The organism is Rahnella sp. EDr1-12 (assembly GCF_049206505.1).
Taxonomy (GTDB): domain Bacteria; phylum Pseudomonadota; class Gammaproteobacteria; order Enterobacterales; family Enterobacteriaceae; genus Rahnella; species Rahnella rivi.
Genome location: NZ_JBLZNY010000001.1, coordinates 136499 through 151264, shown reverse-complemented (window position 1 = coordinate 151264; position 14766 = coordinate 136499). Strand labels below are relative to the sequence as shown.

The window sequence follows — 14766 nt, the reverse complement described above, 5'->3', positions numbered from 1 at the left end:
TATTGATTTAACCGGGCGGCGCTAAACCGGCGCGCGTAATTCAGTGAGTGAACGAACCTGTGGCTTATTTTCCTGTACGTCGAATGCCTGCTGATCGAGAATTTTACGCAGATACACCAGCTCGACGCCGAGCGGATTGGTCGCGGTATGAAACGGCTCGTAGCCACGGCGCAGATAGAGATCTGTCAGCCACGGGTGTCTGATCGCCGTAGCCAGATACACGGCGGGAGATTTCAGCGTATCGCGTAAGAACGTTTCTTCGACGTGACGGATAATTTCGCGGCCAAAACCCTGGCCCTTCGCCTGTTCGGCCACCGCGAACCAGTGCACAAAAGGCCAGGGGGCGAGATGATTTTTTGCCGGTGTCCACGGAAAGCGGGTGGTCAGGGTGGCGGTCAGCCCGGCATCGGTTTCCAGTACATAAGTGGTTTCACTGCGGATCACCTGCCGCACGTCTTCCACGCTGGCGCGGGTAATGGTGAAGTGAATGTTGTGCTCAAGAAGCGGCGCGTAGGCCTTTTGCAGCAGGCTGTGCAGGGCTGCTGCGTCGGACTCACGGGCAAGACGAATACCTTGGCTCATGTTCAGATCCTCAGGCCAGCGCCACGCTGGACGTGGCGAGTAATTCCAGAGAACGCAGGCGCGCCTGCGGCTGTGCCAGCGGGGTGTCTATCACAAATTCCTCAATGCCGTATTTCGCCTGCAACGCCTCCAGTTGCTGATGAACCTCCTCGCCGGTGCCGTGCAGCACGGCGGATTTGCGCTCTTCAATTTCATGAGACGCGGCGTCAGACTGGCGCGCGTACAGCTCGGCCTGTTCCAGGCTGCCGACGTTGACGCTCTGACCGTCGCTGCCGGTCACGCGGTATCGCTGGCTGTTATCCACCAGACTGGCCGCTTTCGCCGCCGTGTCGGCCACGATCACCGGCACGGCCAGCAGGGCGCGCCTGCCGTTGCTGTCATGCGAATAGGCGGAAAGGGCGCGGGAAATATCGCGCTCGTCGGCATTCAGATGGGCGGCGAAAACGAAGTTCCAGCCGAGGCTCGCCGCCAGCCGCGCGCTTTGCTCACTGGCACCCAGCAAAAAGCGTGAGGCAGGCTGCGGCGGTTGCGGCGTCACAGACAGGCGGTCATCGCCATGCCCTCTGACCGGCACCGACAGCCAGTCATCCAGCTGGCGAAGCTGTTCGGCAAAATCGCCTTTACGGGCAGGATCGACGGCGTACTGCAACGCGTGGGTGGAAAGTGGCAATCCGCCCGGCGCTTTGCCGATACCGAGATCAACCCGTCCCGGCGCCAGCGAGGCCAGCTGATTGAAATTCTCCGCCACCTTGAACGGGCTGTAGTGTTGCAGCATCACGCCACCGGAACCGACCCGCAGTTGCCGGGTATGCGCCAGGATCCAGGCGATGACAATTTCAGGCGAGGAGATCGCCAGTTTGTCCGTATTGTGATGCTCCGCCAGCCAGAACCGGTGGTAGCCCCAGCGTTCAGCTTTTTGCGCCAGTTCCAGCGTGCGTCTGAGCGCACCGGCTGCATCTTCGTGGTCATCCAGCGGACTTTTTTCCAGCAAACTTAAACGGTATCCCATCGCTTTCCCTTGTTTTCGAAACACGTTGTTAACAAGGATTATTGGATTCAGGGGGAAGGGATGTAAAACAACAATAGTTGCTATTTAAGTGCGGGAAATGAGATTAGAAAGCAGACAGGCGGGGAATATTTCATAAGACGCAAAAAATAACATGCCCATCATGAAATGGGCATGTTAAGAAAACCTGTTTTAACGTTTAAAAATCACTTTTTCTTATAAACGTCCGCAGTACCGTGGATCTTATTATTGGTATTGCCGGAGGTTAAAACGAAGACGTCACCGCCTTTTTTATCGGCTTTTTTCGACAGGTCTTCGATAGCGCCGGACTGAGAGGTTTTATTGGACGTCGTCACTGAACCCACTTTGGTGTATTCAGACGCCACTTTTTCAAAATCCACTTTCTTCATCAGTTCTGCGGAAAAAGCACTGGAAGAGATAAACGCCGTCAAAGCCACAGCCAGCAACACATTGTATTTTTTCATGTCAGCCTCAGATTGAGAATTGCCCAGTAATTGACGAAACCTGGCTAGCCCTACGCCTGTTTATAATAACCCTGTTAAGTAATAAACCCGTCTGTAAACAACAGGTTCACACCTCACTAAGGTGTAGATGACGTTGTGAGTAATTTCAATGCAAAACTAAAATTTTAAACGCTTCCCGCTCTGTTTCAGGCAAAAGCCGTCATGGCGCGCAACCTCACATTCCGTTTCCGATCCCACAAAAATCCAGATCTCCGTAGGATTTTCATCGTTTTTTCCTGCTTCTTTCCCCGTAGTTTGATGTTACGCAAACGTTAACTGACGAGGCAAAACATGAACATTTCAACGGAACAGTATCTCACCGCGCTGGGCGCAAATCAGACGTTGTCACCGGCGCAACTCGATGAGCTGGAGACGAAAGGTTATGTGGTTATTCATGATGTTATCGACAAAAACTGGCTGGAAGATATGCGCAGTGCCTTTGATTCTCTGGTGGAAAAAGAGGGCGATAATCTGGCGGTGGAACACCATCAGGAAGCCACCGCGACGCGTATCGCTAACATGATTAACAAAGGCACCGTGTGGGAAAAAGTCTGGGCGCATCCGCTGATCCTTTCTGTCTGCCGCCATATCTTTCAGGGAGCCTTCAAGGTGTCGAGCCTGAACGGACGCGAAGCGTTGCACCACGGCGGGCATCAGCCGCTTCATGCAGACTGGAAAAAACCGCGCCCGGATTTCCCTAAAGTGCATCTGGTGAATGCCATTGTGGCGATTGACGATCTGAGTGCCGCCAACGGCGCGCCGCGTATCATTCCCGGCACGCACCATCGCCCGAAGCTGCCGGAAGAGGTGCTGGCCGACCCCGGGCTGCCGCATCCTGATGAAGTGATGTTTGAAGCGCCCGCAGGCAGTGTCATGATTTACAACGCGCACGCCTGGCATGGCGGCACCAATAACACCCTCGGCACACGCCGCCGGGTGCTGCACAGTCTGTATATCGACCGTGACGATATGCAGCAGCAGGATCAGCGCAAGTGGCTGAAGCCTGAAACGGCCAGCCGTCTGACACCTGCGCAGAAATGGTTACTCGACGTGCTGTGACGTCTGACGGAGTGAAACGCCCGGCCTGCAGGTCGGGCTTTTTTTTGGCAATTTGCGCAGGGTCACAGAGTCCGCCACCGGCATAACATCGAAGTTGTTACGGGTATGTTATGGTAAAAGGAAATCCCCGGAGGCTCACATGCTGACTGACGTCATTGAAACCCTTTTCCGATCGGTGTCCGGCAGCGGCGCGCCGGTGGTGCGCTTCCCGGATAACTCCCAGCCGCCGCCGGAGCTGGCCTGTGTGGTGAGCTTTCCGCGTATCGAATTTGTGGTCGAAGGTGAGGTGCATGATCGCAGTATCGCCCGCGACAAGGGTTTGCTCAGGCAGGGGGACGCCGTTTATATCCCCGGCGGGAAGTGGAATCTGACGGTATGGGACCGCCCGGCGGTGTTGCTGAGTATTCTGTTCAGCAAAGAAAAGCTGGGTTTCAGCCTGCAATTCTGGGATGGCAAGGCCTTCACCGGCACCGACAAACAGAGCGTGCCGCGCCTCGGCCCGCGCGTGGGATCCTTCCTGTTGCAGGCCATGAATGAAAGCGTTTCTCTTCCCGACGATCAGCAAACCGCCCGCTGCGTGGTGGCCGGATTGCTGAGCCATTGCCTTGAGCAGTTATCCAACCGGGCCCAGGTGCTGACCCGCAGCGGCGCACTGTTTGAGATGGTGAAAAAATACATCGACGAAAATGCTTCGCTGCCGCTGACGCGGGAAAACGTGGCGAAACGCTTCCACATCACCCCCAATTACCTGTCGCATCTGTTCAGAAAATCCGGCGATATCGGCTTTAGCGAATACCTCAATCACGTGCGTCTGGAGCGGGCGAAACTGCTGCTCAAAGGCTACGAGCTGAAAATTAAAGAAGTCGCGAGTCATTGCGGATTTGTGGACAGCAATTATTTCTGCCGTGTGTTTCGCAAAAGCACTGCGCGATCCCCTTCGCAATACCGCAGCCAGTGGCTGAGCCAGCTGCCCTGATTTTTTTGCATATTGTCACGCTGCGGTATTATTGCGGGTCTATGCTACTTTTTTTAACCCGTAATGATAAGGAATGAGTGATGCACCAGCTCGTGTTGTTTTTATCTTTGTTCTGCATGGCCAGTTCGGCTTTCGCCAGCCCCGATGCGGCGACTTCTCTGGCTTCAGCGATGAATCAGCGCATGGCGGTGATGAAAGATGTGGCGGGGTATAAAGCGGCCCATCATTTACCGGTTGAGGATTTGGTCAGGGAACAGAAAGTGCTGGCCGAAGCTCAGGAAGAGGCGGCGAAAGCGGGCGTGGATCCTCAGTCGGTCGCGCCGTTTATTCAGGCGCAAATGGATGCGGCGAAAGCCATTCAGTACCGCTATCTGGCGGACTGGCTGTCGCAGCCGGAACCTGAGTGGAAACCGGCCGATCTGGCGGACGTCAGAAAACGGATTTCACAGTACGACAAACTGATCCTCGACACGCTCAGCCAGCAACTGAATGCCGGAGGATTCAGCAAGGAAGAGCGTGCGCGGATGGTCAGCCTGCTCAGCGCGCCGCACCTGAGTAATGCCGATAAACAGCGCCTGGCAGATTCGCTGGGAATGATTAAGCCTAAGTAAAACCCCTCAACCCGGCGGGAATGGCGCACTTTTCGCTGCCATTCCCCCGTCTCTTGTTCTACGCCTGCGCCAGCCGGCGTCTCTTCACCGGCACCGTGATCCACAGCAGGCAGGCGACGATCAGGCCAATCCCCACCCAACCCAGAGCGGGCAGCCTTTCGCCGACTATCACCACGGCAAGCACGGCCGCAACGGCGGGTTCGAGCAGCGTAATGGTGGTCGCCATACTGGCGGGAATGCGCGCCAGCCCGTAGCCGTAACAGAGATAGCCGATAAACATCGGAACCAGCGCCATGTAAATGCCGACGGCGGCGTTATTCCACGAGGCCAGCAGCGGCGCGCCGGTGGCAAAAAGTACCGGCATCAGCATTATTCCGCCGAAGCCAAAGGTCGCACCCATGGCGGTGCGAGAAGGAATGCCGCGCTGCATCAGATGACGCGCCGCCCAGGAGTAGAGCGCGTAGGTCAGACCGGCCAGCAGCCCGAGCGCAATGCCGGTGATCACTTCTGACTGCTGCGCCGTGGAGGAGGAGTGCGCACTTTCGGCCAGACAGAGCAGCACCATGCCTGCGACACCCACCGCCGCGCCGGTCATCCAGCGGCGCGTCAGGCGTTGTCCGTCAAGACCATATTCAATCAGTGCAGACAGCAGCGGGGCGGAACCGATGGAAATCACCGTCCCGACCGTCACCCCCGCCAGATGCATGGAGGCATAAAACGCCAGAGGATACACCGCCACCGCCAGCGCACCGGTCAGCAACATCCGCCAGTGATGGCGCAGCGTGGCGCGGTGACGGGCAATGCCCCGCAGGGCGATCAGCGCCTGTAATATGCCGCCAACGCCCATCGCCACCGCACCGATGGCAACGGCGCTGACGCCCGGCGCAAAGGTCGCCGCCGTTCCGGTGGTTCCCCACAACAGTGCGGCGATCAGTACCCCGCCCATGCCTGACATACGTTCAGCGGGATTCATGCCTGCGTCGCCTCCATCATCTCTTCTGCCATCGCCATGGCCTGCCGGACACAGTCGCCGTTGCCTTCAAGCCCCGCGCGGGACATGGCCCCTTCGAGCAGGAAGGAGAAGTGACGCGCCATCCGCTGCGCTTTGAGTTCATCGCCGTTAAGCAAAGTGAGAAGGTGGGCAGTCAGAATCGATTCCACCTGTTCTTTGTGTCCGCGTACGGCTGTTCTGCCGGGGGCGCCGGCGGGTAACTCCGCGGCGGCATTGAGTAATCCGCAACCGCGAAAGCCGCGCTCATAGGCAAATTCCGCGTGATCCTCATACGCCAGAAACACCGCCAGCACGCCTTCTCTGGCGTCAGAAGTCTGTTGCAGACGGCGGCTGTAGAGCATCAGCCATTCGTCGTGGCGGATCTCAATGTACGTGGCCACCAGTTCAGCTTTGGATTCGAAATTGTTGTAGAGGCTTTTTTTGGCCACACCGGCTTTTTTGACGATGGCATCAATGCCCGTCGCGGCGATGCCATCGTTGTAAAACAACACTCTGGCCGCGCCCAGCAGGCGGTCGCGGGCGCTTTCTGCGGGAGAATCGGAGACTGGCATGGCGCAATTCCTTCGGGGTGAGTAAACAGTAGGTATACCAGTCTACCTACTGGTGGCGAAAAACGAAAGGGCCAAAGTGGACGGGTTAACCGTGCCTTTACTGGGGGAAAGAGACATAATCCGGTAAAAGCCGTTTGCAGACAGCAGGTTGGTTCTGTCCGGCAGAGCAATATGTCGTTAACTTTCAGAAGGAATAAAACATGCTTCATGAGTGGCTGAATGCCGTACACGTTATTGCAGGGGTGTTGTGGATTGGCGGAATGATGGGGATGGCGATGGTTTTCGCGGTCACCGGCAACGCGGCGGCGCAGGAGGCCAGCCAGGTGGCGCTGCTCGGCTATGTGCGCAAATGGAACCGCTGCGTCACCAGCCCGGCGATGCTTCTGCTGTGGATCGCCGGTATCTGGATGATTGTCAGTTACGGCAAATTCCCGCACGCCTGGTTGCTGATCAAACTGCTGGTGGTGGTGGGGCTTTCCGCCCTTCACGGCATGCTTTCCGGTGAACTTCGCCGCCGTGCAACCGGCCAGCCGACTAAAAACTTCGCCATTTTAGGTAAGGCGTCGGCAATTATCGTGGTGGCCGTGGCAGTGATCGGGGTGTTAGCGGTAATCAGACCCTTTTAATGGCGCGGCAGTGACCGGCTAAAACGGCCTTAACCGGCAACAAAAAATCCACGCTCAGACGTGGATTTTTTATTGGCATCAATTTCGTAACAAACACTAAACATTTTCAGCTTAACCCGCTGGCGGCGCTGTGAGAAACTGGCAATGATTGCGCAAACATTCTAATTTTTGACACCCGAAAACAGTGGGCAATGCTTTGAATAACACCCAAAAAACCTATAAGAATCGAACCCGTTCGGCCACGCTCGAAGATGTGGCGAAAGAAGCCGGTCTGTCACCGATGACGGTGAGCAGGGCGTTGAATAACCCAAAAGTGGTGCGCCCGGCGACCATCTCCCGCGTGATGGACGCGGTGAATATCACCGGCTACATCCCCAACATGCTGGCCGGCGGGCTGGCGACCAGCCGCACCAAGCTTATCGCCGTGGTGGTGCCGCAGATTAATAACAATATGTTTGTCGATACCGTGCAGGCGATAAGCGATGAACTGGCGCTGCGCGGTTACCACATGTTGCTGTGCATTGTCGGCTACGAGCCGGAGGCGGAAACGGACATTGTGGCGACACTGCTTTCCCGCCGCCCGGACGGCATCGTGCTCACCGGTATTCATCACACCTCAGAACTGAAACGCATTATTCTCAACGCCAATATTCCCGTGGTTGAAATCTGGGATTTAACGCCCACCCCCATCGACATGCTGATCGGCTTCTCCCATGAAAAAGTCGGCAACGCGATTGGCGCGTATTTTCTGGATAAAGGCTTCACCCGCTTCGGCTTTATCTGTGCCTCTGACCGCCGCGCGATAGTGCGGAAAAAGGGTGCGCAGGCGGTGTTGCGCACCCGGCCTGAGCATGAGATTGAAGAGCTGATTGTCTCCCGTCCGGCCAATATGGAAGTCGGGCGCAATGCGCTGCGCCAGATGATGGCGGACGGTAAACGTTTCGATGCCATCATTTGCAGTTCTGACACGCTGGCGCAGGGCGCGATTATGGAGGCGGAAGCGCAGGGGCTGCGGGTGCCGGGCGATCTGTCAGTTATCGGCTTCGCAGACCTGAATTTTGCTGCCCATAACCGCCCGGCGATCACCACCGTCAGCGTGGATAAGTGGGAACTCGGGGTGAAGGCGGCCCGGATGCTGGCGGATAAAATCGAAGGCATTCCGGTGGCGGAAACTGTGGTGGATCTCGGCTATTCGCTGGTGATCCGCGAATCCGCATAAGGCCATCAGGGAACATCTCGCGGGGATTTATGCCTGCATCACAGCGGCTTATCACCTTTAGAAAACGTAATTTTAACTTGTTCGCCACCTTATCCTGGTGTCAAATCAGACACATTGCGTCCTGACGGGCAAGACCGTTAACAAAAGGAAAATACTATGTCTCAAACTCTGCGGGTTGGCCTCATCGGTTATGGCTTCGCCAGCAAAACCTTCCACTCACCGCTGATCGACGGCACGCCGGGTCTGGAACTGGCCGTGGTGTCGAGCAGTGATGCCGGAAAAGTGCATGCAGAATGGCCTCAGGTCAGGGTAGTGGATTCCCCTGAGAAGGTGTTTGCCGATCCGGATATCGATCTGGTGGTGATCCCCACGCCAAACACCACGCACTTCCCGCTGGCGAAACTGGCGCTGGAAGCGGGTAAGCACGTTATCGTCGATAAACCCTTTACCGTCACGCTGGAAGAGGCCCGCGAGCTGGATGCGCTGGCGCGTGAAAAAGGCAAAGTGCTGTCGGTGTTCCATAACCGCCGCTGGGACTCCGATTTCCTGACCGTGAAAACGCTGATCAACGAAGGTTCTCTTGGCGATATCGTTTATTTCGAATCGCATTACGATCGTTACAAACCGCAGGTGCTGGAACGCTGGCGTGAGAGCGCGGCGCAGGGCAGCGGCATCTGGTATGACTTAGGATCGCATCTGCTGGATCAGGCATTGCAGTTGTTCGGTACGCCGGACACTTTACAGGCCGATCTGGCGGTGCTGCGCCCCGGCGGTAAAGCGGTGGATTATTTCAACGCCGTGCTGACCTATCCGCGCCGTCGCGTGGTGCTGCACAGCACCGTCTACGCCGTAGCCGAAACGGCGCGCTTTATCGTGCAGGGTGAAAAAGGCAGCTATGTGAAATTCGGGTTGGATCCTCAGGAAGATCGTCTGAAAGCGGGCGAACGTTTGCCGCAGGCTGACTGGGGGTACGACATGCGCGATGGCGTGGTGACGCTGAGCCATGACGGCGTGCTGGCGGAAAAATCGCTGCTGACCCTGCCGGGCAACTATCCGGCCTATTACGCCGGTGTGCGTGATGCGATTAACGGCCAGGGTGAAAATCCGGTGCCCGCGGGCGACGCTATCCGCGTGATGGAACTGATCGAACTGGGTATGCAATCTTCTGAGCAACGCGCGACGCTGAACGTCAAAAAATAAGTCGCCGTTGTTATTTTCACGAGGTGTTAACCGCACCTGTTTATCTGGCAAGGAAGATCCATGTCCTGGTTAAAAATCGATAAGTTTTTGCTGATTCTGATCTGTGTGGTGGTGGTCGCGTCGTTCTTTCCTTGTGAAGGGATTTACAAAACGATCTTCGAACACCTGACCACCGCGGCCATCGCGCTGCTGTTCTTTATGCACGGCGCGAAGTTGTCCCGCGAAGCGATCATGTCGGGGATCGGCCACTGGCGTTTACACGTTGTCGTATTCCTCAGCACCTTCGCACTGTTCCCGCTGCTCGGTCTGGGGATGAAGTGGCTGGTGCCGGTGGGGATTTTAACCCCGACGCTGTATTACGGTTTTCTGTATCTCTGTGCGCTGCCTGCTACCGTGCAGTCGGCCATCGCCTACACCTCGGTGGCGGGCGGGAATATTCCGGCGGCGATTTGCAGCGCGTCGGCCTCCAGCATTCTCGGCGTTTTCCTTTCGCCGGTGCTGGTGGGCCTGCTGATGCATACGCAGGGCGGCACCAGCGATACGCTGCATGCTATCGGGTCGATTGTGTTGCAACTGATGGTACCTTTCATCATCGGGCATCTGTGCCGTCCGTTGATCGGGGGCTGGGTGCAGCGACATAAGAAAATCGTTAACGTGACCGACCGCTCTTCAATCCTGCTGGTGGTGTACGTGGCCTTCAGCGCGGCGGTAGTGGAAGGGATCTGGCATCAGATTGACGGCTGGTCACTGCTGGCGGTGCTGGGTTGCTCGATTGTGCTGCTGACCATTGTGTTGATCATCAATACGTTTGTGGCGCGCTTGTTTGGCTTTAACACCAAAGATGAAATCACCATTGTCTTCTGCGGGTCGAAGAAGAGCCTGGCGAACGGGATCCCGATGGCGAACGTGTTGTTCCCGGCGGCAGCCGTCGGGGCGATGGTCTTACCGCTGATGATTTTCCACCAGATCCAGCTGATGGTGTGCGCGGTGCTGGCCTCGCGTTACGCCAGACGCGTGGCGCGTGAAGACGCGGCTGCGCAGGTGAAAAAAGAAGACGTGACATCAGCGTAACCGGCTGACAGAAAGACAAAAGGGCGGGAATCATTCTCGCCCTTTTTTATGGAGTCAGAAACGGTTACGCCGAGACTTTATCGCGGATTGCCTGTTTTTCCGCATCGGTCAGGAAGGCCATGGTCAGGCCGTTTTCCTGCGCTTTGCGGATTTCATTTTGCGTCAGGCCCGCGGCTGGCGCGGCAACGTTGTACTCGTTGGCGATCTCAATGCCCTGAACCGCCGGGTCATCGGTATTGATCGACGCCAGAACGCCGTGACGCAGGAACGTCGCCAGCGGGTGCTGCTCAAGCGACGCCACGGTGCTGGTTTGAATATTGGAGGTCAGGCAGGATTCGATACCAATCTGGTGCTTCGCCAGGAAATCCATCAGCGCCGGATCTTGCGCTGCTTTCACGCCGTGGCCGATACGCTCAGCGCCCAGTTCACGGATGGCCTGCCAGATGCTTTCAGGGCCTGCCGCCTCACCGGCGTGAACGGTAATACGCCAGCCTGCATCACGCGCGCGGTTAAAATGGCTGAGGAAAAGACTGCCCGGAAAACCGAGTTCATCACCGGCCAGATCCAGCGCGGTAATACCGTCGCGGTGCGCCAGCAGGCCTTCGAGCTCCTGCACGCAGGCATCTTCACCAAAAGTACGGCTCAGAATACCGATCAGACGCACATCGATATCATGATTTTTTTGCCCTTCACGGATCCCTTCGATCACCGCTTCCACCACGCCGGCAACCGGCAAATTGTGATTCATCGCCATGTAGTACGGCGAGAAACGCAGCTCGGTGTAATGCAAACCGGCCTTCGCGGCATCTTCCACGTTTTCTTTAGCAACGCGACGGCAGGCGTCGATGTCGCCCAGCACTTTCACGCCCCAGTCCAGTTTTTGCAGGAAGCTGACCAGATCCGGTTCCGCGTGCATCACCTGCACGTGCGGGCGCAGGGCGTCGAGTTCGTCAGCAGGCAGGGTCAGATTAAACTGACGGCCTAAATCGAGAATGGTTTGAGCGCGAATGTTGCCATCAAGGTGGCGGTGGATATCAGTGAGGGGAAGGCGTGTGTCGATCATGGTGTGCACTCATTATTATTGAAATGTGCGGGGCATTATAACTGGATTTAGTTGCGCAACAAGGAAGGTTTTGGTTTTGCTGCCTCCCTGGCGAAGAGGAGGGTTGGGGTGGGGGATGAAGAAAAACTCAGCCGTCTGATGTGTGTGCTGGCATTGAGAACGCCTGCAAACACGCCGTGCATCCTCCCCCTTCGCAGGGGGAAGCGCTTACCGTAATGCCCTGATACCGCTAATTAATTTTTCAACTCCTGCTTCAACTTTCGACCGCGGGCAGCCGACGTTGAGACGCAGGAAACCGTTGCCTTCTTCACCGTAGGTATATCCCGGCATGATGGCGACTTTTTGATGTTCGATCAGCTCTTTTTGCAGCAGTTTATCGTCAATGCCCAGCGGGCGCAGGTCGATCCACGCCAGATAGGTGGATTGCGGCGGCTGCCAGTTGAGGGCCGGGAACGCGGCATTCAGCTTGTCGGCCACATAGCGCAGATTGCCCTGCAAATAGTTGCGCAACGCATCCAGCCAGGGTTCACCGGCCTGATAAGCAGCCACGTGTGCGTGGATCGCCAGCACTGCCGGAGAGGATAAGCCGTCGCAGGCTTTGAGCTGATGCAGATAGGCCTCGCGCTGCGCTTTGTGGCTGATCAGCCCGTAAGCGCCGGTCAGCGCCGGAATGTTGAAGCTTTTCGAGCCGGAAGTCAGCAGCGCCCATTCGCCACGGCCTGTTTCATTCCACGGCGTATGCGTATTGTCGCCCCAGACCATGTCCATGTGGATTTCATCGCTGATCACCCGCACGTTGTGGCGCTCACACAGTTCAGCTATCAGCGTCAGCTCTGCGCGCGTCCAGACTTTTCCGGTCGGGTTGTGCGGGCTGCATAACAGCAGCACTGAGCAGGTCGGCTGTGCCAGCAGCGTTTCCAGCTGGCGGGCATCCAGCGCCCAGTCGTTGCCCTTTTTGGTCAGCGGGCTGGAAAGCATGGTGCGCTGATTGCCTTCCACCACTTTGAAAAATGCGTCGTAAGCGGGGGTGAAGGTCACCACGCCGTCGCCCGGCTGGCTCCACTGGCGGATCAGTTGCGCCACCATGTAAATCACCGACGGGCCGTATACCACCATGTCGCGATCGATCTGGCTGTTGAATCGCTGCTGATACCAGTGCGCGACCGCGCCGAGGAAATCGTCGTGCTGCCAGCGGCTGTAGCCGAGGACGCCGTGTTGCAGACGTTTTTGCAAGGCTTCGAGAATGCACGGCGCGGCGGCGAAATCCATGTCGGAGATGGTGAAGGGCAGTAAATCAGCGCTGCCAAAACGGTCAGCGACGTAATCCCACTGCGTACACCAGCTGCCGTGGCGATCCACCACGGTGGAGAAATCGAAAGAAGTTGAAGTCATTTTTCACTCCCTGAAGAAAGCTGAAAAGGGCGACACTAGGTCGCCCTGCGGATTCAGTGCTTACGCCGTCACCCCTTGCGGAGCTGAATGGCTGGCCGCTTCGCGGATCAGATAATCCAGTTCATCTTTCACCGACTGTACCTGCGGCCCGATCACGACCTGCAAATTGTGGTCGTTGAGATGAACCACGCCAATGGCACGGTTAGCTTTCAGTGTTGCGTCATCCACCCGTGACATATCCGAGACGGAAAGGCGCAGGCGGGTGATACAGTTGTCCAGAGAGACGATATTTTCGGCACCGCCCAGCGCGCTGAGAATAGCCGGGACGTTGTAGCCGGATTTGCTGGAAGAAGGCACCGGCGCGGCGTCAGGCATACTTTCCGATTCGCGACCCGGCGTTTTGATATTAAAGCGCATGATGGAGAAGCGGAAGATGGCATAGTAAGCCGCAAACCAGATGGCCGCCACAACGGGTACCAGATACCATTTGGTTGCCGTGCCGTGCAGGATGCCGAAGACCACGAAATCGATGATGTTACCGTCGGTATTGCCGATGGTGACGCCCAGAACCGACATAATGGTGAAGCCCAGACCGGTCAGAATGGCGTGGATCACATACAGCACTGGCGCCACGAACAGGAACAGGAATTCGATCGGTTCTGTGGTGCCGCCCACCACGCACGCTACCACGCCGGAAATCAGCAGGCCTTTAATTTTATGACGGTTTTCAGGTTTCGCGCAGTGGTACATCGCAAGCGCCGCGCCCGGCAGGCCGCCAAGGAAGGCTGGCATTTTGCCCTGAGACAGGAACTGTGTGGCACTCTCAGAGAAACCGTGCGTGGTCGGGCAGGAAAGCTGTGCCTGGAAGATGGTCAGCGCGCCGCTCACTTCACGGCCACAGACATCCAGCGTACCGCCGGCTTCGGTGAAGCGGATCAGTGCCACCAGAATATGATGCAGACCGAACGGCAGCAGCAGACGTTCGCCGGAACCAAAAATCATCGGCCCGAACACGCCCGCGCCCTGAATCAGACGGCCAAGGCCATTGATGCCAGCGGCGAAGAACGGCCAGATAAGCGGGATCAGCAGACCGACTAAACCGAGCACCACGGTGGTGACGATAGGCACGAAACGGGTGCCGCCGAAGAAGGCCAGTGCATCCGGCAGGCGGATGGTGTTGTAGCGTTCATGCAGCATGTACACGATGATACCGACGATCACCGCGCCCAGAATACCGGTGTCGATAGACTGAATCCCGAGGATCATCTGGATGTTGTTGGCCTTCAGTACCGCAGGATCCACGGTCGGCAGCGTGCCGTTGGCGGTCAGGTAGAAGTTAATCGCCAGATTCAGCACCGCGAAGCCGACGAAGCCGGAAAACGCCGCGACGCCTTTGTTCTCACGCGCCATGCCCAGCGGGATAGCGATAGCGAACATCACCGGCAGGAAGCTGAACGCGAAGGAACCGACTTTGCTCATCCAGACGAAAATCAGCTGGAGGATCGGATTGCCCAGTGCGGGGAGCAGGGTCACCACATCGTGGCTGCTTAACGAGCTGCCGATGCCCAGCATGATGCCGCAAAACGACAGCAGAGCCACCGGCAGCATGAAGGTTTTACCCAGACTCTGGAAGAATTCCCAAAGCGTAATTTTTTGTTTTTTACTGGCAGGCATAGCTGCTCCCTGTAAGTGTTGGTGTTAGCTGTGTGTTGACGGCGCTAAAGATAAAACGTTTTACCTAAATAATACGTGGCGTGAATCACAATATTCGATCATTCCCTCTGTGCGGGGTCTGGTGGCAGGTTTAACGTTTTACTCAATCCGGTGAATTAGGTATAACTGTCTGACACGCTTATTTTTTAATGTTGTAAATA

General features: G+C 56.8%; 15 protein-coding genes. 7 read left to right on the top strand and 8 right to left on the bottom strand.

Annotated elements, in window-relative coordinates:
* Nucleotides 1-21: 21 nt before the first annotated feature.
* From ACO0U8_RS00645 to yahO, 3 genes are all read right to left on the bottom strand, one after another.
* Entirely contained in the window at nucleotides 22-582 is a 561-nt protein-coding gene (locus tag ACO0U8_RS00645) for a GNAT family N-acetyltransferase (protein WP_056777321.1), read from the bottom strand.
* 10 nt (nucleotides 583-592) lie between these two features.
* Nucleotides 593-1591: an LLM class flavin-dependent oxidoreductase gene (locus tag ACO0U8_RS00640; RefSeq protein ID WP_056777318.1), complete on the bottom strand. Its 999-nt coding sequence runs from the start codon at nucleotides 1589-1591 to the stop codon at nucleotides 593-595.
* Between the two features lie 203 nt (nucleotides 1592-1794).
* The gene (gene yahO / locus ACO0U8_RS00635; protein WP_056777315.1) at nucleotides 1795-2073 is read right to left on the bottom strand and encodes a DUF1471 family periplasmic protein YahO; all 279 of its coding nucleotides are present in this window, start codon (nucleotides 2071-2073) and stop codon (nucleotides 1795-1797) included.
* Between the two features lie 330 nt (nucleotides 2074-2403).
* On the opposite strand from yahO, the gene ACO0U8_RS00630 reads away from it, so the two are divergent.
* The 3 genes from ACO0U8_RS00630 to ACO0U8_RS00620 all read left to right on the top strand — a co-directional run bounded on the left by ACO0U8_RS00630 (nucleotide 2404) and on the right by ACO0U8_RS00620 (nucleotide 4758).
* Nucleotides 2404-3171 (top strand): phytanoyl-CoA dioxygenase family protein, encoded by a 768-nt coding sequence (locus tag ACO0U8_RS00630; protein ID WP_421670068.1) that lies wholly within the window; start codon nucleotides 2404-2406, stop codon nucleotides 3169-3171.
* 139 nt (nucleotides 3172-3310) lie between these two features.
* A complete protein-coding gene (locus ACO0U8_RS00625; protein WP_183846958.1) occupies nucleotides 3311-4147 on the top strand; it encodes a helix-turn-helix domain-containing protein in 837 nt (278 codons plus the stop codon).
* Between the two features lie 80 nt (nucleotides 4148-4227).
* Nucleotides 4228-4758 carry a chorismate mutase gene (locus ACO0U8_RS00620; protein ID WP_421670067.1) on the top strand — a complete coding sequence of 177 codons (531 nt, stop codon included), beginning with the start codon at nucleotides 4228-4230 and terminating at the stop codon, nucleotides 4756-4758.
* 58 nt (nucleotides 4759-4816) lie between these two features.
* Here ACO0U8_RS00620 and ACO0U8_RS00615 read toward each other — a convergent pair whose 3' ends face one another.
* Nucleotides 4817-5731 (bottom strand): DMT family transporter, encoded by a 915-nt coding sequence (locus ACO0U8_RS00615; RefSeq protein ID WP_421670066.1) that lies wholly within the window; start codon nucleotides 5729-5731, stop codon nucleotides 4817-4819.
* Nucleotides 5728-6321 (bottom strand): TetR/AcrR family transcriptional regulator, encoded by a 594-nt coding sequence (locus tag ACO0U8_RS00610; RefSeq protein WP_056777300.1) that lies wholly within the window; start codon nucleotides 6319-6321, stop codon nucleotides 5728-5730. Before ACO0U8_RS00610 ends, ACO0U8_RS00615 begins: the two co-directional genes overlap by 4 nt.
* A 200-nt stretch (nucleotides 6322-6521) precedes the next feature.
* On the opposite strand from ACO0U8_RS00610, the gene ACO0U8_RS00605 reads away from it, so the two are divergent.
* The 4 genes from ACO0U8_RS00605 to ACO0U8_RS00590 all read left to right on the top strand — a co-directional run bounded on the left by ACO0U8_RS00605 (nucleotide 6522) and on the right by ACO0U8_RS00590 (nucleotide 10437).
* A complete protein-coding gene (locus ACO0U8_RS00605; RefSeq protein ID WP_421670065.1) occupies nucleotides 6522-6947 on the top strand; it encodes a CopD family protein in 426 nt (141 codons plus the stop codon).
* 196 nt (nucleotides 6948-7143) lie between these two features.
* Entirely contained in the window at nucleotides 7144-8166 is a 1023-nt protein-coding gene (locus tag ACO0U8_RS00600; RefSeq protein ID WP_421670064.1) for a LacI family DNA-binding transcriptional regulator, read from the top strand.
* Between the two features lie 156 nt (nucleotides 8167-8322).
* A complete protein-coding gene (locus ACO0U8_RS00595) occupies nucleotides 8323-9366 on the top strand; it encodes an oxidoreductase (RefSeq protein ID WP_056777292.1) in 1044 nt (347 codons plus the stop codon).
* A gap of 60 nt (nucleotides 9367-9426) precedes the next feature.
* Nucleotides 9427-10437, top strand: a complete 1011-nt coding sequence (locus ACO0U8_RS00590) for a bile acid:sodium symporter family protein (RefSeq protein WP_056777287.1) — start codon at nucleotides 9427-9429, stop codon at nucleotides 10435-10437.
* 64 nt (nucleotides 10438-10501) lie between these two features.
* Here the strand turns inward: ACO0U8_RS00590 and add are convergent, their stop codons facing one another.
* From add to malX, 3 genes are all read right to left on the bottom strand, one after another.
* Nucleotides 10502-11500 (bottom strand): adenosine deaminase, encoded by a 999-nt coding sequence (add, locus tag ACO0U8_RS00585; protein ID WP_056777285.1) that lies wholly within the window; start codon nucleotides 11498-11500, stop codon nucleotides 10502-10504.
* A 207-nt stretch (nucleotides 11501-11707) separates the two neighbouring features.
* Entirely contained in the window at nucleotides 11708-12892 is a 1185-nt protein-coding gene (locus tag ACO0U8_RS00580) for a MalY/PatB family protein (protein ID WP_421670063.1), read from the bottom strand.
* A gap of 60 nt (nucleotides 12893-12952) precedes the next feature.
* Nucleotides 12953-14566: a maltose/glucose-specific PTS transporter subunit IIBC gene (malX, locus tag ACO0U8_RS00575; RefSeq protein ID WP_056777271.1), complete on the bottom strand. Its 1614-nt coding sequence runs from the start codon at nucleotides 14564-14566 to the stop codon at nucleotides 12953-12955.
* Between the last annotated feature and the right edge of the window lie 200 nt (nucleotides 14567-14766).